The following is a 19,645-nucleotide window of genomic DNA, read 5'->3' as shown; positions in this document are numbered from 1 at the left end:
TTATCATCCGGTGCCAGGTCAGAGGAATTTGCTCGCATAATCTCAATGGCGGTAAAATTATGCCCAGCTTCGGGCGATCAGCATAGCAGAATTTAAACGTAATGTTAATTCATTCACAAGAAAGCAACATTTAACTACTAACTTTACGCCTTAACACTTCATTACTGGTTATTTTTCAGCTTAAGATACTATTAATCATCGTAAAACGCCGAAAAAACCATACTTTTTATAATGCATTTTAAAATTTAAAGCACCCTAATTAGTGCCTTTTTTCATCAGCTATCACAAATTATATTTTTTATCGCAATTTTATTTATATTACTAATTGATAAGGTAAATCATTGCGATTGGTTTTAATTTTTTTAAATATTTTAATTGGTTTTATTGTCCTTTTAGGCCAATTAAATTACCAAATGGATCTTCCAGTTGGCACATTCGATTGTTACTATCTATTAACATTGGCCCGCGGTACAGTTTTGCCCCTAGTTGAGTAAAATGCTCAAAAGCCAAATCAAAATTATCGACTTGCCAGTACAATACTGTCCTTTTTTACCTTCACTGACTTTTTTATCCGCTTGCACCACTTCTATCGTGAAGTCTCCGACATGCAGTAAGGTGAAATCAAAATCAGGCAGATATTGTGCCTTTGCTTGTGGAAAAGCTTGCTGATACCAAGCCAAACCCGCTTGAACATCAGGTACATGAATTAAAATTGCAGTGGGTTTTAGCTCCATCATGCTCTCTTATTGATATGTATTATTTTGTTTTAGCTACACGAATGATTGAAAGTTAGTAGATGTAGATAAGGTGTAAACAATAGCCAAACCAGCATTTGCCTACACCATTAGCATCATCAAGTCAGATCATATTGCGTGTTTTTCTGATAAATAACGAAGAATGGCAGATGAACAGCCCTTGTAAATACACAAAAATTATTTATAGGTGCCCAACCGCGATCCCCCCAGCCCACTGCTCACCTCAAGCTGTAAGTAACTGAGCGAGCCCGGATTTAAAATAGGTAGTCGCTATATCCTTACATGCCAAGCTGAGCAACTGTTCATCCAGCTAGCTGAGGATGAGTAAAACCGTTAACAGAGATCCCAGCACTTGCTGGGATCTTTTAACTTTTAAAAATCAGACCACTCTGCGTAGCTAATATCATCTTCGGTTAATTCAGTGAATCCGTCTTGACTTAGCATTTTATTAAAATAAAGGATCGTGTCTTCTAGTGCCTTCTCAATAGTATCTCCATACCCAATAGCACATTCGGGAGAACCATCAAATTTTCTTTTTATTGCCAAGTCAGTCATTCCAGTAAAATTTCCGGATTGACTTTCATAAATTTTCACTTTCATTTTTGAATAAGGCAAAATAGGGATCATTGTAATTGTGAATTCAGCAACTGTTTTCTCTATACGGCCCACATTTTTAATGTTTAAATCATGCCACATAACGTATTCCTCTCTATTATTGTTTTCCAAACGATATTATCTTTCCTTCGATTGTTTTATCTAAATATTTCCCGTTCTTATAATAACGAGTTACGTTGTCTGTAGCCCCTCTTATCTTAGAGGCTTTAGCGCCTTTTAAACTTCTTGAAAACTCTTCAGCTTTTCGTTGATATTGTTCAATATCACTTGCACCAACTTCTTTTCCATGCTTTTCATAATGTTTCTGTAACGATTCTTCAGGTGAATTAAAACTACCTTTATTAACTGCATCTATACGTTATTATTAATAAAGATTCGGTCATTTAAAATTAAACACGTATTACTTATAGAACAATTAATATTGATTTTAATAAATAACAGAAAAGAGCCATGTGACTGATTGTTTATATTCAAAAAAACAAAAAAAGCCAATGTGTTTCCACATTGGCTTCAATTCGCTTTGGCGATAAGCAGCATACTAGAGATACTGTTTATCTGTGCGATTAAAGAAAATTATTTTTTCTTTTTCGCTTTTGCGTTTGGTAAATCAGTAATGCTACCTTCGTAAATTTCAGCAGCCATACCGATTGATTCGTACAGTGTTGGGTGAGCATGGATAGTCAATGCTAAATCTTCAGCATCACAGCCCATTTCAATTGCTAGGCCGATTTCACCCAGTAATTCACCACCGTTCACACCGACAACCGCACCACCGATAACACGGTTAGATTGCTTGTCGAAAATCAGTTTAGTCATACCTTCAGAGCAGTCAGATGCGATTGCACGGCCTGATGCTGCCCATGGGAAAGTCGCAACTTCATAGCTGATGTTTTGTTCTTTCGCTTCTTTCTCAGTTAAACCAACCCAAGCAACTTCTGGTTCAGTATAAGCGATAGATGGGATAACTTTCGGGTCAAAGTAATGTTTCAGACCAGAGATAACCTCTGCAGCAACGTGACCTTCGTGAACACCTTTGTGAGCCAACATTGGTTGACCAACGATATCACCGATAGCGAAAATGTGCGGAACGTTAGTACGCATTTGTTTATCGACATGGATAAAGCCACGATCATCAACTTCAACACCTGCTTTGCCTGCATCTAAGTTTTTACCGTTAGGAACGCGGCCAATTGCCACTAATACAGCATCATAACGCTGTGGTTCTGCGGAAGCTTTTTTACCTTCCATAGAAACGTAGATACCGTCTTCTTTCGCTTCAACAGCTGTGACTTTAGTTTCTAACAGTAGGTTGAATTTTTTACTGATTTGTTTGGTGAATACTTTAACCACATCTTTGTCAGCCGCTGGGATGACTTGGTCAAACATTTCAACCACATCGATTTGAGAACCCAGTGCATGATACACAGTTCCCATTTCTAAACCGATGATACCTCCACCCATAACCAGTAGACGCTCAGGAACTTCTTTCAGTTCTAATGCATCGGTTGAATCCCAAATACGTGGGTCTTCATGTGGAATGAATGGTAATTGAATTGGACGGGAACCCGCAGCAATGATTGCGTTATCGAAATTGATAGTCGTGCTACCGTTTTCGCCTTCAACAACCAGTGTATTAGCACCAGTAAATTTACCTAAGCCGTTAACCACATTAACTTTACGGCCTTTAGCCATACCAGCCAGACCACCCGTCAGCTGATTAATTACTTTTTCTTTCCATAAGCGAACTTTGGAAATGTCAGTTTTTGGTTCACCAAAAACGATACCGTGTTCTGCTAAAGCTTTTGCTTCTTCGATCACTTTTGCAACATGAAGTAAAGCTTTAGAAGGGATACAACCAACGTTTAAGCAAACACCACCAAGGGTTGAATAACGTTCTACTAAAACAGTTTCTAAACCTAAGTCAGCGCAACGGAAAGCCGCAGAATAGCCTGCAGGGCCTGCACCAAGCACAACGACTTGGGCTTTAATTTCAGTACTCATCATGACCTCTTTTTGTTTTGTCCAGCGGTACTGCTGAATAAACGATCTTCCACTGGAAAAGTACACACCGAGAGCAGTTTACAGAATTGTTAACACCCTGAAAAGGCTCATTTCGTGATGTAACTCCCAACCTTTCGTAGCAGCAGCAAAAAACTCTGCCTCAGCCTAAATAAAACAGACCGGCTCATTCGCCGGTCTTATTATTTACATCACTAAACGGCGAATATCGCTCATTAATTGCCCTACCAGGGTGATGAAGCGCGCTCCATCAGCTCCATCGATGACACGGTGGTCAAAGGACAGTGACATTGGCAGGATCAGGCGAGGAACAAACTCGCTACCATTCCAAACAGGTTTCATTGAAGAACGTGACAGCCCCATAATAGCAACTTCAGGTGCGTTCACGATTGGTGCAAAACCGGTAGTTCCGATACCACCAAGGCTTGAAATCGTGAAGCAGCCACCTTGCATATCAGACGCAGTCAGTTTACCTGCACGCGCTTTCTTAGAAACTTCCATCAGTTCGCGAGATAACTCTAAAATACCTTTTTTGTTAACGTCTTTGAAGACAGGAACAACGAGGCCATTTGGAGTATCAACTGCAATACCGATGTTGATATATTTTTTCAGGAACAGACGTTGCGCATCTTCAGAAATGGAGCTATTGAAGCGTGGCATTTCTTCCAGAGCACGAGCAACCGCTTTCATGACAAAAACTAATGGAGTGATTTTCACATCCAGTTTTTTCTTCTCAGCTTCTTTGTTTTGTTGCTTACGGAACTCTTCAACTTCAGTGGTATCCACTTCTTCCATCAGCGTAACATGTGGGATCATTACCCAGTTACGGCTTAAGTTAGCGCCAGAAATCTTTTGGATACGACCCAGTTCAACCTCTTCGACTTCACCGAATTTGCTGTAATCCACTTTCGGCCATGGCAGCATACCTGGTAAACCGCCACCTGCAGCTGCTGGCGCTTCCGCACGTTTTACTGCATCTTTCACGTAAGCTTGAACGTCTTCACGCAGGATACGGCCCTTACGGCCTGTACCTTTCACTTTCGCTAAGTTAACACCAAATTCACGCGCTAAGCGGCGAATGACTGGAGTTGCATGGATGTATGCATCGTTTTCAACAAATTCAGTTTTGTTGTCAGTTGCTTTCGCTGGCGCTGCTTGTGCAGGAGCTGCCGCTGGAGCCGGAGCAGACGGTTGGGCAGCTGGAGCCGCTGCTGGTGCTGGTGCTGCACCTGCTACTTCAAAGGTCATGATCAGCGAGCCAGTTTTCACTTTATCGCCAGTCGCAATCTTGATTTCTTTAACTGTTCCCGCAAATGGTGCTGGGACTTCCATTGAAGCTTTGTCGCCTTCAACCGTAATGATTGATTGCTCAGCGGAAACAGTATCACCCACTTTGACCATCACTTCGGTAACTTCAACTTCATCGCCACCGATATCTGGAACGTTAACATCTTTAATTGCTGAAGCGGTTGTAGCCGCTGGTGCCGCTGCTTGTGCAACTGGAGCCGCAGCAGGTGCCGCGCCTGCAACTTCAAATACCATGATCAGCGAGCCAGTTTTCACTTTATCGCCAGTCGCAATTTTGATTTCTTTAACCGTTCCAGCAAATGGCGCAGGAACTTCCATTGAGGCTTTATCACCTTCAACAGTAATTAAAGATTGCTCAGCTTCGACTTTGTCACCGACTTTAACCATGATTTCAGTAACTTCAACTTCATCGCCACCGATATCTGGTACAGCGACATCTTTAGATGCTGCTGCGCTTGGTGCTGCCGCTGGAGCCGCTGGGGCTTCTGCAGGAGCAGGCGCTGCTGCACCCGCCTCCGCTTCGAATACCATGATTAATTTGCCTGTTGTCACTTTATCGCCAACAGCAATTTTAATTTCTTTTACCACACCCGCTTGTGGCGATGGGACTTCCATAGAAGCCTTATCACCTTCAACGGTAATAAGCGATTGCTCAGCTTCTACTTTGTCGCCAACTTTAACCATCACTTCGGTGACTTCAACTTCATCAGCACCGATATCAGGCACTTGGATTTCAATAGACATTGATTTTTACCTCTTATGCCAAACGTGGGTTAACTTTATCTGGGTTGATGTTGTATTTTTTAATCGCTTCTTCAACGACTTTTACATCAATCTCACCACGTTTAGCTAATTCACCTAACGCTGCAACGATCACATAGGATGTATCCACTTCAAAGTGGTGACGCAGGTTTTCACGACTGTCTGAACGACCGAAACCATCTGTACCCAGAACACGATAATCACTTGCAGGAACATATGTACGAACTTGTTCTGCGAACAGTTTCATGTAGTCAGTTGATGCAACTGCTGGTGCATCATTCATCACTTGTGCAATGTATGGAACACGTGGTGCTTCAGATGGATGCAGCATGTTCCAACGCTCACAGTCTTGGCCATCACGAGCCAGTTCAGTGAAAGAAGTCACGCTATAGACATCAGAACCAATTCCATATTCTGCAGACAGAATGTCAGCGGCTTCACGCACGTGGCGCATCATAGAACCTGAACCTAACAGCTGAACTTTACCTTTGCTACCTTCAACAGAAGCCAGTTTATAGATACCTTTACGGATACCTTCTTCTGCACCTTCTGGCATTGCTGGCATGTGATAGTTTTCATTCAGCGTTGTGATGTAGTAGTAAACGTTTTCTTGTTTCTCACCGTACATACGCTCTAAACCGTTTTGCATGATCACCGCAACTTCGTAAGCGAAAGCTGGGTCATAAGAAATACAGTTAGGAATAGTCAGTGATTGAATATGGCTATGGCCATCTTCATGCTGTAGGCCTTCACCATTCAGTGTTGTACGGCCTGAAGTACCACCGATTAAGAAACCGCGTGCTTGTTGGTCACCCGCTGCCCACATCAAGTCACCAATGCGTTGGAAACCAAACATTGAGTAGTAGATATAGAATGGGATCATTGGCAGGTTGTTAGTGCTGTATGATGTCGCAGCCGCTAACCAAGAAGAACCCGCACCCAGCTCATTGATACCTTCTTGCAGGATTTGACCTTTCGAGTCTTCTTTATAGTAAGCAACTTGCTCACGGTCTTGCGGAGTATATTGCTGACCTTTAGGACTATAGATACCGATTTGACGGAACAGACCTTCCATACCAAATGTACGCGCTTCATCCGCGATGATTGGTACTAAACGCTCTTTGATCGATTGGTTTTTCAACATGACGTTCAGCGCACGAACGAACGCGATAGTTGTTGAAATTTCTTTAGATTGTTCTTCCAATAATTGGCTGAAATCTGCCAGTGCAGGGATATCTAGTTTTTCGTCAAAGGTTGAGCGACGAGCGGGTAAATAACCACCTAACGCTTGACGGCGCTCATGCAGATATTTGTACTCTTCGGAATCTTTTTCAAACGTAATGTATGGCAGTTTTTCAATTTGCTCATCAGCGACTGGTACATTGAATTGATCACGGAAATGACGAACGCCATCCATGTTCATTTTCTTCACTTGGTGAGCAATATTTTTACCTTCTGCTGTTTCACCCATACCATAACCTTTAATGGTTTGCGCTAAAATAACAGTTGGTTTGCCTTTAGTTTCTTGTGCTTTTTTGAATGCAGCATATACTTTCTTCGGATCGTGACCACCACGGTTCAGAGCCCAAATTTCATCATCAGTCATATCTTTAACTAATGCTGCAGTTTCTGGGTAACGATTAAAGAAATGCTCACGTACGTATGCACCGTCACGTGATTTAAAGGTTTGGTAGTCGCCATCTAAGGTTTCGTTCATTAATTGAACAAGTTTACCGCTCGTGTCTTTACGCAGTAATTCATCCCAACGGTCGCCCCACATAACTTTGATAACTTGCCAGCCAGCACCATTAAAGATACCTTCTAGTTCATTAACAATTTTACCGTTACCTGTAACTGGGCCATCTAAACGTTGCAGGTTACAGTTGATAACAAATACTAAGTTATCTAATTTATCGCGAGTGGCGATAGTAATTGCACCTTTAGACTCTGGCTCATCCATCTCACCATCACCAAGGAATGCATATACGCGCTGAGCTGATGTATCTTTCAGTCCGCGATTATCAAGGTATTTCAGGAATTTAGCTTGATAGATAGCATTAATTGGACCCAGACCCATTGATACGGTCGGGAACTGCCAGAAGTCAGGCATTAATTTAGGGTGTGGATAAGAAGACAGACCATTTCCACCAATTTCTTGACGGAAGTTATTCATTTGCTCTTCAGTTAAACGGCCTTCCAAGAACGCACGTGCGTAAATTCCTGGAGAAATGTGGCCTTGGAAGAAGACTAAGTCCCCGCCGTCATTGTTATTGTGCGCGCGGAAGAAGTGGTTAAAGCACACTTCATACAACGTTGCTGATGACTGGAAAGAAGCCATGTGGCCACCCAGCTCTAAGTCTTTTTTGGAAGCGCGTAAAACAGTCATTACAGCGTTCCAACGAATTGCAGAGCGAATACGGCGCTCTAAATCCATGTTACCAGGGTATGCCGGCTCATCTTCAACAGCTATTGTGTTGATGTAATCAGAATGACCAGATGCACCAGCGGCAATATTAACACCGCCTTTACGTGCTTCGCTTAATACCTGTTCGATAATAAACTGAGCACGATCAACACCTTCTTCACGGATGACCGATTCAATCGCCTGTAGCCAGTCGCGAGTTTCAATCGGATCCACGTCATTTTTTAACATATCTGACATGGTGTATTCCTTATCTGTTATCTATTTTATATGTTTATGTGGAGCCTATCTTCCTGCTATTTTTCAGTTGCCGTAAAACAGCGGGAAGATAGGCCCTGATGTAGTTGCCGCTTTAACTCTCAATTAGAGTATTCACAATAATATAGACGCAGCAGTCAGGATCTATATTATTAATTCAAATCAGGATGTTGCTGTAACCGACGTAAAGAACGTTCTCTGCGAGTTTGCTCTCGGCTAATATCCAACAGTAAATCTTCGATAAAGGCTAAGTGACGATGAGAAGCTTCACGTGCCTTTTCGGGCTCTCTTGCCATTATAGCGTCAAAAATCTGTGCTCGATGTTCACTAACTGCTTTATACATTTCTTTACGGGTATATAAGAACTCAAAATTCTGACGAATGTTTTGTTCTAACATCGGGATCATACAGCGCAATAGGTGCAGCAAAACGACATTATGAGCGGCTTCAGTTACAATTAATTGATATTGTAATACCGCATCTGACTCTGCTTCTAATCCACCATTTTCTTGCGCTGTCTTAATTAATTCATAGCTTTGGCGAATCCGCTCAAGATCCTCATCGGTACCACGAAGTGCCGCATAATATGCAGCGATACCTTCAAGAGCATGACGAGTTTCAAGAAGATCGAATTGAGATTCAGGATTGCCTTCAAGTAGCTGAGCTAAAGGGTCACTAAAGCTTTGCCACATTTTCTTTTGCACGAATGTTCCGCCACCTTGGCGGCGAGATAAAAGGCCTTTCGCCTCTAATGTTTGAATTGCTTCACGCACTGATGGTCGAGATACGTCAAACTGTTTTGCAAGTTCGCGCTCAGGAGGCAGCTTTTCGCCAGGGCGTAGTGTCCCTTCGAAAATAAGATGTTCGAGACGCTGCTCTATTACATCTGATAACTTTGGTTGGCGAATTTTACCGTAAGTCATAATCTGCCATATTTATGAGTGAGTAATTATTGATTACGTATTACCCAGTGTTAATTGGTAATACCAATTTATTTATGGGTTAATAAAGTAACAAAGTATTCACTATCTGTCCATAAAGACCTTGCGCTAAATCATAAAATCCTGCAAATCTTAACAATTTTTTTTAAAATTTAGCATGAATTGATAACTAAATATGCAATTTGACATGACATATTTTAACATTAAAACCGATTTATTATGCTAATAAATGAAAACTGAATCGTTAAACCAACCAATAGACTGAATTTAAATTCATTAATAATAATTAATTAACCATATTATTCTATTGGCCGTACTTTTTACTCATCAAAACCATAATGATGTTAATAAATCGTTAAATTCACAACCGATTTTAAACTTAACTTAAATTCGCTTGGTTAAATTACACTCAAACCGATTCCTTATCATCTTAGAATAAAGTTGATGTAGAAAATAAAATAGCGTTGTAATGTTTCAATTGATAGGTGGATAAAAGAAATGCACAATGGGTCAATTGACTAGGGGCTACAAAATATTTTGTTGTAACCCCATAAAGATTTAAATCAACACTTAGATACTGTTAATCAACGAATGATCTAGATTCCTAAAGCCTACTTAACGTAAATAGCCACTCAAGATGAAACTACATCAACAATACTATAACTTAGGATCTCAGCTGATGCAGCTTCGTGTATTAACCAAATTACTTACTGATTTTTATCAATAAAACGCATAGACAAATCCATGGCTTTAATATGTTTGGTTAGCGCACCAACAGAAATAAAGTCAACCCCTGTTTCTGCGAACTCTTTTATCGTATCTAATGTGACATCGCCAGAAACTTCAAGTGCAGCTTTACCTGCCGTTAACACCACAGCTTCTTTCATCATGACTGGAGTAAAGTTATCTAACATGATGATATCCGCTTGCGCTTTTAAGGCTCGTAATAACTCATCTAAACTTTCAACTTCAATTTCTATAGGAACATCTGGATGCGCGCTACGCGCTAATTCAACAGCTCGTTCGACTGAACCAGCTGATATAATATGGTTTTCTTTTATTAAATAAGCATCGGATAAACCTAAGCGATGGTTAAACCCTCCCCCCATCAACACTGCATATTTTAAAGCCGTCCTTAAGCCCGGGATAGTTTTACGTGTATCAAGTAACTTCGCCCTTGTACCAGTGATTTGTTTTACATATTCAGCAGTTATACTTGAAACAGAAGAAAGCGTTTGAATGAAATTCAAAGAGGTGCGCTCACCTGTTAATAGAATTTGGGATGGGCCCTGCATCTCACAGAGAACTTGGTTAGGAGTAACAGTTTCACCGTCTTGAACTTTCCAATCAATTTTGACTTGCCCGCCAAGTTGAAGAAAGACCTCATCTAACCATTGCTTCCCACAAAAAACGCCATGTTCACGGGTAATAATTCGAGCACTCGCTTGCGCATCTATATTTAACAGCTGGCCAGTGATATCTTTTTTATAATCAATAGACTGACCTAAATCTTCTTTCAAAGCCACACTGACCATAAAAGGAATATCAATTTGTAACCGCTCAAAAAGCATTTCACGTCTTTGCTGTTCATCATATCGCCGTATCGTCATTTTTAACTCCAAAATGTGCACTCGCTTTGTTTCATCTATGCTAATCTTTTCGTTTGCAGATAACGAGTGTTAACAAAAAAGAAAAGAGAATACTATGGATAACGATATGAAAATACACAATGGTTGGCTAAATAATGTGACTCATATCCCTTCCCCACATTATGATGAGCGCCCCGTGAATACCATACCTTCTCTACTAGTCATTCATAATATCAGCCTTCCACCTGGCCAATTTGGTGGCCCTTATATAAATCAATTATTTACAGGGACTTTAAACCCTAATGAACACCCATTTTTTAATGAAATCAAACATCTTCGCGTTTCAGCTCATTGCCTAATACGCCGTGACGGTACAATCATTCAATATGTCCCCTTTCATTTACGAGCTTGGCATGCAGGGCAGTCTTCCTACCAAGGCCAAGAAAAATGTAACGATTTTTCTATTGGTATTGAACTAGAAGGCACTGATTTCGAACCATTTACCGAAGTACAATATCAATCCCTTACTTATTTAACTAATTTACTTATAATTGAGTATCCACTAATTAAAAATAATATTACCGGCCACAGTAATATTGCCCCTGGTCGCAAAACAGATCCTGGCCCATTTTTTGATTGGGTATATTATAAGAATAAATTAAATAATAATTGAGTTATTGCTCCGGGTAATATCTATCTTGATCTTACCCGTAATACAAAACAGGTAAATTTATCTTCACTCAATTTATTAAAAAACTCCACCTTCTATTTTATCTTTATTATTTATTGCGAAGCTGCTCGAAGAAAAATGCAACCTTACCTATTTTCCAATAAATATTTACAAAATGCTTCGCACTGCTTTTTTTAACCTCTAACTTTAACTAAAAAATCTAATTATGATAAAACCTCACTTAACAACGGAGGTTTTTATTTATGAATCAACAAGGATTTTCACTTATTGAAATTATGGTAGTAATTGCAATTATATCAATTCTAAGTGCTATTGCGATCCCTGGCTATCAAAGCTATATGCAAAAAGCAGCAATTACCGATGTACTCCAGACCGTTATTCCTTATAAGAACAGCATAGAAATATGCAGTTTTAATCGAGGGAGTTTATCGCAATGCAATGGAGGTAGTGATGATATTCCTACAAATATAACAGGGAAATACATTAATAAGATAGACGTTAAATCTGGAGTTATTACGTTCTCTACTGGTAAATCATTATCAGACTTAAAAGTCACATTAACACCAACCCTTCCAACCTTAGATAAACCCTTCAACTGGGCAGTTGTTTGCGAAAATAAAACTAATGCTAACTTAAAATCACTATGTGAAAAAACATTTATCTTTTAATTGGGAATATTTATGAATATATCTAATAATGACCAATTTATTTATAAAGAACTTAAGAGCTTATGTGATAAAAATTACATTATAATCATAGATTATAATCAAAAAAGGTTATCTATCGCCGCTGCTAAAAAACCGGATGATAACTTAATAGCCACATTAAAATTTATTGCTAGCGTCCCTGTCTGTTATGATATTTGGCCAAAAGAAAAAATAGACCATTATTTTAATAACACAGTACATGAAATAAAAGAGGAGGAAACAAATTATCATCCTCAAGAAACCGAACTATTAAACACATCATCCCCTGCAATTAATTTTGTTGAGGAATTATTAAAAACAGCAGTTCATAAACGCTCATCTGATATACACCTTGAACCAACCAAACAAGGGTTAAAAATTAGATTACGTGTAGATGGGAAGCTATATTTTATTCCCTCTCCTCCTTATGAAATTAATAGCGAAATTATTGCTCGTATAAAAATACTAGCAAAAATGAATATAGCGGAAAAAAGGCTTCCACAAGATGGTCAAATGAGTTGGTATTTTGACGGGCAAAATTATAGTATTCGTCTTTCTAGCATTCCGACCATTCATGGTGAAAAGTTAGTCTTACGTATTTTGAATACGCAATTAAAATATTCTTTAGAGCACATAGGGATGTGCTCTTCCCTTCTTGAACGGTTAAAAGAATATTTAAATCGGCCACAAGGATTAATTTTAGTCACAGGGCCAACAGGAAGTGGTAAAACAGTAACACTTTATAGTTATCTAGAATATTTAAATCAATCCTCAAGAAATATAACAACCATTGAGGACCCTATTGAAATCCCCCTACAAGGGATCAACCAAACCCAAGTTAATGAAAAATACAAACTTAATTTTTCTTTTATTTTGAGGGCGCTTCTACGGCAAGACCCTGATGTCATTATGATTGGTGAAATCCGTGATGAAGAAACCGCTAAGATTGCGACCCGAGCGGCTCAAACTGGTCATCTAGTTTTGTCAACACTGCACACAAATTGTACAATTAGTGCTATAGAGCGAATGAATCAATTGGGGATAGAAAATAGTCAACTTAAATCTTGCTTAAAAATGGTTATTGCACAGAGGCTAGTACGAAAACTTTGTCCTCACTGCAAAGAAACAATACCTAAAAAAACTGAATTGCATAATAACCATATAATCAATGAATGGTCTTCAAAAGGCTGTGAGCTTTGTTTTTCTGGTTTTATGGGAAGAATTGCAATTTATGAATATATAGATCAAAGCAATATCTATGAAATCTTTAAAAATAATACATTAGAAAATCCAAATAATTTTGTTAGCCTTTTTGATGCAGGTATAGAATGCGTTGAAATGGGTGAAACCACACTTCAAGAAATCTATTCTATTATCGGAAATGGAGTAAATTAACATGTTTATTTATTCATATATTGCCATTGATTTTAAAAACCAATTAAAACACAGTACACTAATAGCAAAAAGTAAAAAACATGCTTTTATTAACATAACTGAAAGAAATTTAATTCCTATACAAATAAAATTAAAAACACTATTTACATTAGATAAAAAAAACATTAATTATCGAATTCATTTTTTTCATCAATTATCTTTATTATCATCATCAGGTATTAACCTCATACAATGTTTAAAAATATTGCATACCAACTGTCCCTTTCCATTTTGGACTGATATTATCGAAAATTCAATAATCCATATTGAAAAAGGAGAGAAATTTTCACAATATTTAAAAAAACATCCCACCATTTTTAATGACACAGTAATCAGTATTATTACCGTTGCCGAGAAAACAGGGCAGTACGAGGAAAGCTTTAGTACAATCAATTCAATTTTAGAGCATAACAATAAAGTATCTTTACTCATCAGTAAATCGACACGATACCCAATAATTCTATCATCTTTTTCTATAGTTTTATTAGCCATTATGATGATCTATGTTGTTCCTCAATTTGAAAGTATCTATCAAAATGTTAGACACGAACTACCACTCATTACAAAAACTATAACTTTCATATCAAGTTTCCTAAGGGAATATTTACCCTACTTACTTAGTCTTATTCTATTTTTATTACCTTTCATATTTAAATTTAAGGAAAAGGCACTGAACTTAATAAAAAAAACAATAATGCATTTACCCATATTAAAAAAATCATTACAACTTCATAATTTAAGTTTATATTTTTTAACGATGCATTCAACTATTAATGTAGGGTTATCATTATCTGAATGTTTAAAGTGTACTATTCAAACCATTAATAATAATCAATATAAAAAAGACTGCAAACACGTACATATGTCGGTACATAAAGGAGAATTACTCTCCTATGCTATGAGGCAAACTAAGTTTTTTCCTGATTTAGCTGTACAGCTAATGTCTATTGCTGAAGAATCTGGGAAAATACACTATTTTTCCAATTATTTATTCAAATATTATTCAGAGCAATATATTTTCATTACCGAAAAAAACCTAAAAAATCTTGAACCTATTTTACTCGTTTTAATTGCTATACTCGTGGGTATCGTCATGCTAGCAATGTATCTACCTATATTTAATTTAGGTAATGTTATAACTGAGTTATAAATAATTTCAGATAGATATAGATATTATGTTTCCCCTTTAATATATAATATATCGATTTATTTTTTAATCTATTCACAGTAATATTACTTTGGATGAAGACAAATGATTTATTTCAGTGTAATCTGTTTTTTTTCAACGAGTAAATGAATAATCATATGCCTTATATAGTTGCTTTAACAGGTGGTATTGGAAGTGGTAAAACAACTGTTGCAAACGAGTTTGCAAAACTTGGAGTTCCCCTAGTTGATGCGGATGTGATTGCACGACAAGTTGTTGAGCCTAACAGCCCAGCTCTAAAAAGCATTACTCGCCACTTCGGTAAGGATGTCATTCTTCCTAACGGAGCTCTAAATAGGCAGCGCTTAAGAGAAATTATTTTTTCCAAACCTGATGAAAAAAAATGGCTGAATGCTCTACTTCATCCATTGATCCAACAAGAAACACAAAAACAATTTCAACAAATAAATTACCCTTATCTATTATGGGTAGTCCCTTTATTGATTGAAAATAATATTCATCATTTGGCAGATAGGGTATTAGTTGTTGATGTTACTGTTGAAGAGCAAATTCAACGTACTCTAAAAAGAGATAAGACCAGTTTAGAACAAGTTACTAATATACTTAATGCACAAGTTAGCCGTGAAAAACGACTTGATTATGCCAATGATATAATAACAAACCATTCTCATGATAGGGATCTCTCAACCAAGGTAGCCGCGTTACATAACCAGTACTTAACACTAGCAAAAATAAAAAAATAGGAATTAAAATGGGCGAGTTAATTGCAACAAATTTTATTACTTATGAATACCCAATGAATGAAAAAATTCGTTCGTGGTTGCGCCTTGAAACACTTTTATCTCAAATTTATGAGCTAAGTAATATTACTTCCTACTCTACTGGTATTGCCTTTTTTCGTTCTGTTTCAGAATTAATTGAAATTCTTGATAGAGGCGAAGTACGTTCTGAGCTCATGAAAGAGCTCGAAAAACAACGAATTCAGCTAGCTAGTTGGGCTGAAGCCCCTAATGCCGATAACCAATTAATTTCTACATTACTTGAACAATTATCTGATACAACCGCCAAATTGATGTCAGCCTCACGTTTTGGCCACCATTTACGAACAGATAAAATTATCAGTATGGTACGCCAACGACTAAGCATCCCAGGAGGCTGCTGTAGCTTTGATCTCCCCACTTTACAGCTTTGGTTAAATATCCCGCAAATTGAAAGAAATAAAACCATCAATGGATGGCTGCAAAGCCTTGACCCACTTAATAATGCATTAAAACTAGTCCTTACATTAATTCGTCAAAGTGGTAATTTCGAAACAAAAGAATCTCATAATGGTTTTTATCAAGATAATGTCGAGGGTAAAGAGTTACTACGTATCAAATTATCAATTGAGCACCTTATTTACCCACAAATTTCAGGCCATAAAACAAGATTTGCATTGCGCTTTCTACATATCGACAGTGAGAATGGTATACTTCCAGATGTAATTAGTTTTGAGTTATCCTGTTGCTAGCTAGAGATATATATTTATGAGCGAAATCATTGAAGTAAACTGCCCAACATGCAAAAAGATAGTTGTTTGGAATGAAAATAGCCCTTTCCGGCCATTTTGCAGTAAGCGTTGTCAACTTATTGACCTTGGTGAGTGGGCTAGTGAGGAAAAAAGAATTGCGAGTCAAGGGGATATCTCTGACAGCGATGACTGGAGTGAACAGCCAGATAAATAAGACGTTAAGTCGCGACACAGTAAATTAAGTGGAAAATATATCATTGTGTATTTTCCACTTAATATCAATATCAGTTATTAAGCTGATTCACTTCTCTGCGTTAATAAATCGACAATAATACGGTTTGCCGGTGGGAACTCATCAGCAATAAGGTCATGTTGACAAACCCAACGCGAATCTTGCCCTTCTTTACCGTACGGTTCATTTTCCCACGCAGTAACGATAAAAAAATAAAGCGTAATGAAACGGTCATCAAACTCATGATCAACGCGATGAAATAACTCGCTCTTAGTCACTACAATTCCGACTTCTTCTTCAAGCTCACGAATTAATGCCGCTTCAGGTGATTCATTAATCTCAAGTTTTCCACCTGGAAATTCCCAAAAGCCAGCCATATGCGTGCCTTCAGGCCGTTTAGTAATAAAAATTTGTTGCTGGGAATTACGAATAATTCCAGCCGCGATATGCAAATGTTTTTTTTCCATAATTTTTTCGTCAAAAAGGCGGGTTACCCCGCCTTTTTTATATTAATGAGTTAATAATAAATTAATTTAAGCGACCGTGACATTGCTTATATTTTTTACCTGAGCCGCAAGGACAAGGATCATTACGACCAATTTTGTGACCTTGAGTTGCTATTTTAGCCTCGGTTTCAGTCATTAAAGATTCAGCACCCGCTTCATGGCTTAATTGTTGCCTTTTCGCTAAACGCTCAGCTTCTTCACGACGCTGTTGCTCTAATGCTTCAACCTCTTCAGGTAAACGAACTTGTACCTTAGATAAGGTGCTAATCACTTCATATTTCAATGCTTCAAGCATGTTAGCAAACATACTGAAAGATTCGCGCTTGTACTCTTGTTTAGGATCTTTTTGCGCATAGCCACGCAAATGAATGCCTTGGCGTAAGTAATCCATTGACGCTAAGTGCTCTTTCCATAATGTGTCTAATGTTTGCAACATGACACCTTTTTCGAAATTACGCATCGCTTCTGCGCCAACAATTTCTTCTTTACGATCATAAACTTCAATCGCTTTTGCCATAATACGTTCACGTAATGTTTCTTCGTGTAACTCTGGCTCTTTATCTAACCACTCTTTGATTGGTAAGTCGAGGTCAAAATCATTGACTAAACGTTGGTGTAACCCTTCGATATCCCACATTTCTTCAAGTGATTGAGGTGGAATATAGGCATCCATTGTAGTGGTTAATACGTCTTGGCGGATGCTATCAACCGTTTCTTTAATGTCGCCGCCATCCAGTAATTCATTACGTTGAGTATAAATTGCACGACGTTGGTCACTTGCAACATCATCATATTCAAGTAGTTGTTTACGGATATCAAAGTTACGGCTTTCAACTTTACGTTGTGCATTAGCAATAGCTTTGGTCACCCATGGGTGCTCAATAGCTTCACCTGGCTTCATACCTAACTTTTTCATCATTCCTGTAACGCGGTCTGAGGCAAAAATACGCATCAGCGCATCTTCCATTGATAGGTAAAAACGAGATGAACCCGCATCCCCTTGACGCCCTGCACGACCACGTAACTGGTTATCGATACGACGTGACTCATGACGCTCAGTACCAATAATATGTAAACCACCTGAGGCTAAAACAGCATCATGGCGAACTTTCCAGTTTGCTTTGATTTCGTCAATTTGCTCTTGAGTTGGTTCTTCTAATGCAGCAACTTCAGTTTGCCAGCTGCCGCCTAACATAATGTCAGTACCACGACCGGCCATGTTAGTTGCGATCGTTACTGCACCTGCTTGACCTGCATTTGCGATGATATCCGCTTCCATTGCATGGAATTTTGCATTCAGTACGTTGTGAGCAATTTTAGCTTTTTTCAATGCATTAGAAATTAATTCAGATTTTTCGATAGAAATCGTACCAACAAGAACAGGTTGCCCATTGGCGGTTCTCTCACGAATATCTTCAATAATTGCCGCAAACTTATCCGCTTCGTTCATATAAACGAGGTCAGGTAAATCTTTACGAACCATTGGACGGTTAGTTGGGATAACAATTGTATCAAGTTTATAAATTGAGCTAAACTCAAATGCTTCGGTATCCGCAGTCCCCGTCATACCTGCAAGTTTTTCATATAAACGGAAATAGTTCTGGAAAGTAATTGAAGCCAAGGTTTGGTTTTCATTTTGAATTTCAACCCCTTCTTTTGCTTCAACCGCTTGGTGTAAGCCATCAGACCAACGGCGCCCTTCCATTGTACGGCCCGTATGTTCGTCAACAATGACAATTTGGCCGTCTTTTACAATATAATCAACGTCTAAGGTAAACAATGCGTGAGCACGTAAGCCTGCCATTACATGGTGCATTAACATGATGTTAGAAGGTGAATATAAAGATTCTCCTTCATCCATTAAGCCTTCTTTTGCTAGAAGTTCTTCGATTAATACTAGCCCACGTTCTGTTATGGTTACTTGACGCGATTTTTCATCAACCGAAAAATGGCCTTCCCCTTGGAAAGTATCTGAATCTTCTTTCTCTTGACGTTGCAAATATGGAATAAGTTTATCTACTTTTTGGTACAGTTCAGAGCTGTCTTCCGCAGGACCTGAGATAATCAGCGGTGTACGTGCTTCATCGATAAGAATTGAGTCGACCTCATCCACCAAAGCATAATGCAATTTACGCTGAACACGCTCTTCAGGGCTAAATGCCATGTTGTCACGTAAGTAGTCAAAGCCAAATTCATTGTTAGTACCATAAGTAATATCTGCCGCATACGCTTCACGTTTTGCAGGTGGAGCCATACCTGGCAAGTTGATACCCACAGTTAAACCTAAGAATTCAAATAATGGACGGTTATTTTCAGCATCACGCTTGGCTAAGTAGTCATTCACCGTAACTACGTGAACCCCTTTGCCACTTAATGCGTTGATATAAGCTGGTAGTGTTGCCGTTAATGTTTTACCTTCCCCCGTACGCATTTCTGCGATACAGCGTTCATTCAGTACCATTCCACCGATAAGCTGTACATCAAAGTGACGCATACCAAATACACGTTTACTTGCTTCGCGAACAGTTGCAAATGCCTCAGGGATGATGCTTTCTAAACTTTCGCCCTTCGTTAAACGCTCACGAAACTCTACCGTTTTTGCTTTTAATTCATCATCAGATAACTTTTCGAAATCGGGTTCAAGACGATTAATTTTTTCAACTTCTTTACGTAAACGGCGCAAGGTACGGTCATTACGACTACCAAAAACTTTGGTCAAAATCTTTGTTAACATATTTTAATCTCTAAT

16 protein-coding genes are annotated in these 19,645 nt (G+C 38.5%); 7 read left to right on the top strand and 9 right to left on the bottom strand.

Annotated features, from left to right (window positions below):
• Positions 1 to 482: 482 nt before the first annotated feature.
• From ACU696_RS08515 to nadC, 7 genes are all read right to left on the bottom strand, one after another.
• Entirely contained in the window at positions 483 to 737 is a 255-nt protein-coding gene (locus tag ACU696_RS08515) for a hypothetical protein (RefSeq protein ID WP_245211127.1), read from the bottom strand.
• Between the two features lie 390 nt (positions 738 to 1,127).
• On the bottom strand, positions 1,128 to 1,451 hold the full coding sequence (locus ACU696_RS08510) for a hypothetical protein (RefSeq protein ID WP_042851637.1): 324 nt from the start codon (positions 1,449 to 1,451) through the stop codon (positions 1,128 to 1,130).
• Positions 1,452 to 1,943: 492 nt separating this feature from the next.
• Positions 1,944 to 3,371 carry a dihydrolipoyl dehydrogenase gene (gene lpdA / locus ACU696_RS08505; protein WP_004913111.1) on the bottom strand — a complete coding sequence of 476 codons (1,428 nt, stop codon included), beginning with the start codon at positions 3,369 to 3,371 and terminating at the stop codon, positions 1,944 to 1,946.
• A 204-nt stretch (positions 3,372 to 3,575) separates the two neighbouring features.
• A complete protein-coding gene (aceF, locus tag ACU696_RS08500) occupies positions 3,576 to 5,441 on the bottom strand; it encodes a pyruvate dehydrogenase complex dihydrolipoyllysine-residue acetyltransferase (protein WP_004913116.1) in 1,866 nt (621 codons plus the stop codon).
• Between the two features lie 13 nt (positions 5,442 to 5,454).
• A complete protein-coding gene (gene aceE / locus ACU696_RS08495; protein WP_004913119.1) occupies positions 5,455 to 8,121 on the bottom strand; it encodes a pyruvate dehydrogenase (acetyl-transferring), homodimeric type in 2,667 nt (888 codons plus the stop codon).
• A gap of 170 nt (positions 8,122 to 8,291) precedes the next feature.
• Entirely contained in the window at positions 8,292 to 9,062 is a 771-nt protein-coding gene (gene pdhR, locus ACU696_RS08490; RefSeq protein ID WP_117162804.1) for a pyruvate dehydrogenase complex transcriptional repressor PdhR, read from the bottom strand.
• Between the two features lie 725 nt (positions 9,063 to 9,787).
• Positions 9,788 to 10,690 (bottom strand): carboxylating nicotinate-nucleotide diphosphorylase, encoded by a 903-nt coding sequence (nadC, locus tag ACU696_RS08485; protein WP_109912933.1) that lies wholly within the window; start codon positions 10,688 to 10,690, stop codon positions 9,788 to 9,790.
• A 106-nt stretch (positions 10,691 to 10,796) separates the two neighbouring features.
• On the opposite strand from nadC, the gene ampD reads away from it, so the two are divergent.
• The 7 genes from ampD to yacG all read left to right on the top strand — a co-directional run bounded on the left by ampD (position 10,797) and on the right by yacG (position 16,372).
• Positions 10,797 to 11,342, top strand: a complete 546-nt coding sequence (gene ampD, locus ACU696_RS08480; RefSeq protein ID WP_004913125.1) for a 1,6-anhydro-N-acetylmuramyl-L-alanine amidase AmpD — start codon at positions 10,797 to 10,799, stop codon at positions 11,340 to 11,342.
• 260 nt (positions 11,343 to 11,602) lie between these two features.
• Entirely contained in the window at positions 11,603 to 12,028 is a 426-nt protein-coding gene (ppdD, locus tag ACU696_RS08475) for a prepilin peptidase-dependent pilin (RefSeq protein ID WP_004913128.1), read from the top strand.
• 12 nt (positions 12,029 to 12,040) lie between these two features.
• Positions 12,041 to 13,441, top strand: a complete 1,401-nt coding sequence (locus ACU696_RS08470; RefSeq protein WP_109912935.1) for an ATPase, T2SS/T4P/T4SS family — start codon at positions 12,041 to 12,043, stop codon at positions 13,439 to 13,441.
• Between the two features lies 1 nt (position 13,442).
• On the top strand, positions 13,443 to 14,630 hold the full coding sequence (locus tag ACU696_RS08465; RefSeq protein ID WP_110732101.1) for a type II secretion system F family protein: 1,188 nt from the start codon (positions 13,443 to 13,445) through the stop codon (positions 14,628 to 14,630).
• 155 nt (positions 14,631 to 14,785) lie between these two features.
• Complete coding sequence (gene coaE / locus ACU696_RS08460; RefSeq protein ID WP_004913145.1) at positions 14,786 to 15,391, top strand: dephospho-CoA kinase; 606 nt, start codon at positions 14,786 to 14,788, stop codon at positions 15,389 to 15,391.
• 8 nt (positions 15,392 to 15,399) lie between these two features.
• Positions 15,400 to 16,158, top strand: coding sequence for a cell division protein ZapD (gene zapD / locus ACU696_RS08455; protein ID WP_109912936.1), 759 nt, complete (start codon positions 15,400 to 15,402; stop codon positions 16,156 to 16,158).
• 16 nt (positions 16,159 to 16,174) lie between these two features.
• Positions 16,175 to 16,372: a DNA gyrase inhibitor YacG gene (gene yacG / locus ACU696_RS08450; RefSeq protein ID WP_004262008.1), complete on the top strand. Its 198-nt coding sequence runs from the start codon at positions 16,175 to 16,177 to the stop codon at positions 16,370 to 16,372.
• 77 nt (positions 16,373 to 16,449) lie between these two features.
• Here the strand turns inward: yacG and mutT are convergent, their stop codons facing one another.
• Both mutT and secA read right to left on the bottom strand, forming a co-directional pair.
• Complete coding sequence (gene mutT / locus ACU696_RS08445; RefSeq protein WP_109912937.1) at positions 16,450 to 16,857, bottom strand: 8-oxo-dGTP diphosphatase MutT; 408 nt, start codon at positions 16,855 to 16,857, stop codon at positions 16,450 to 16,452.
• 61 nt (positions 16,858 to 16,918) lie between these two features.
• Complete coding sequence (gene secA / locus ACU696_RS08440) at positions 16,919 to 19,630, bottom strand: preprotein translocase subunit SecA (RefSeq protein ID WP_109912938.1); 2,712 nt, start codon at positions 19,628 to 19,630, stop codon at positions 16,919 to 16,921.
• Positions 19,631 to 19,645 lie beyond the last annotated feature (15 nt).

The organism is Providencia sp. PROV_01 (assembly GCF_053098325.1).
Note: the sequence above shows the minus strand (reverse complement) of the source record. Positions and strands in the feature narration are given on the sequence as shown.

What these genes read in the sequence shown, in the direction of transcription:
- ACU696_RS08515 (WP_245211127.1), bottom strand. Translation starts at nt 737, where the DNA reads ATGATGGAGCTAAAACCCACTGCAATTTTAATTCATGTACCTGATGTT.
- ACU696_RS08510 (WP_042851637.1), bottom strand. Translation starts at nt 1,451, where the DNA reads ATGTGGCATGATTTAAACATTAAAAATGTGGGCCGTATAGAGAAAACA.
- lpdA (WP_004913111.1), bottom strand. Translation starts at nt 3,371, where the DNA reads ATGAGTACTGAAATTAAAGCCCAAGTCGTTGTGCTTGGTGCAGGCCCT.
- aceF (WP_004913116.1), bottom strand. Translation starts at nt 5,441, where the DNA reads ATGTCTATTGAAATCCAAGTGCCTGATATCGGTGCTGATGAAGTTGAA.
- aceE (WP_004913119.1), bottom strand. Translation starts at nt 8,121, where the DNA reads ATGTCAGATATGTTAAAAAATGACGTGGATCCGATTGAAACTCGCGAC.
- pdhR (WP_117162804.1), bottom strand. Translation starts at nt 9,062, where the DNA reads ATGACTTACGGTAAAATTCGCCAACCAAAGTTATCAGATGTAATAGAG.
- nadC (WP_109912933.1), bottom strand. Translation starts at nt 10,690, where the DNA reads ATGACGATACGGCGATATGATGAACAGCAAAGACGTGAAATGCTTTTT.
- ampD (WP_004913125.1), top strand. Translation starts at nt 10,797, where the DNA reads ATGAAAATACACAATGGTTGGCTAAATAATGTGACTCATATCCCTTCC.
- ppdD (WP_004913128.1), top strand. Translation starts at nt 11,603, where the DNA reads ATGAATCAACAAGGATTTTCACTTATTGAAATTATGGTAGTAATTGCA.
- ACU696_RS08470 (WP_109912935.1), top strand. Translation starts at nt 12,041, where the DNA reads ATGAATATATCTAATAATGACCAATTTATTTATAAAGAACTTAAGAGC.
- ACU696_RS08465 (WP_110732101.1), top strand. Translation starts at nt 13,443, where the DNA reads ATGTTTATTTATTCATATATTGCCATTGATTTTAAAAACCAATTAAAA.
- coaE (WP_004913145.1), top strand. Translation starts at nt 14,786, where the DNA reads ATGCCTTATATAGTTGCTTTAACAGGTGGTATTGGAAGTGGTAAAACA.
- zapD (WP_109912936.1), top strand. Translation starts at nt 15,400, where the DNA reads ATGGGCGAGTTAATTGCAACAAATTTTATTACTTATGAATACCCAATG.
- yacG (WP_004262008.1), top strand. Translation starts at nt 16,175, where the DNA reads ATGAGCGAAATCATTGAAGTAAACTGCCCAACATGCAAAAAGATAGTT.
- mutT (WP_109912937.1), bottom strand. Translation starts at nt 16,857, where the DNA reads ATGGAAAAAAAACATTTGCATATCGCGGCTGGAATTATTCGTAATTCC.
- secA (WP_109912938.1), bottom strand. Translation starts at nt 19,630, where the DNA reads ATGTTAACAAAGATTTTGACCAAAGTTTTTGGTAGTCGTAATGACCGT.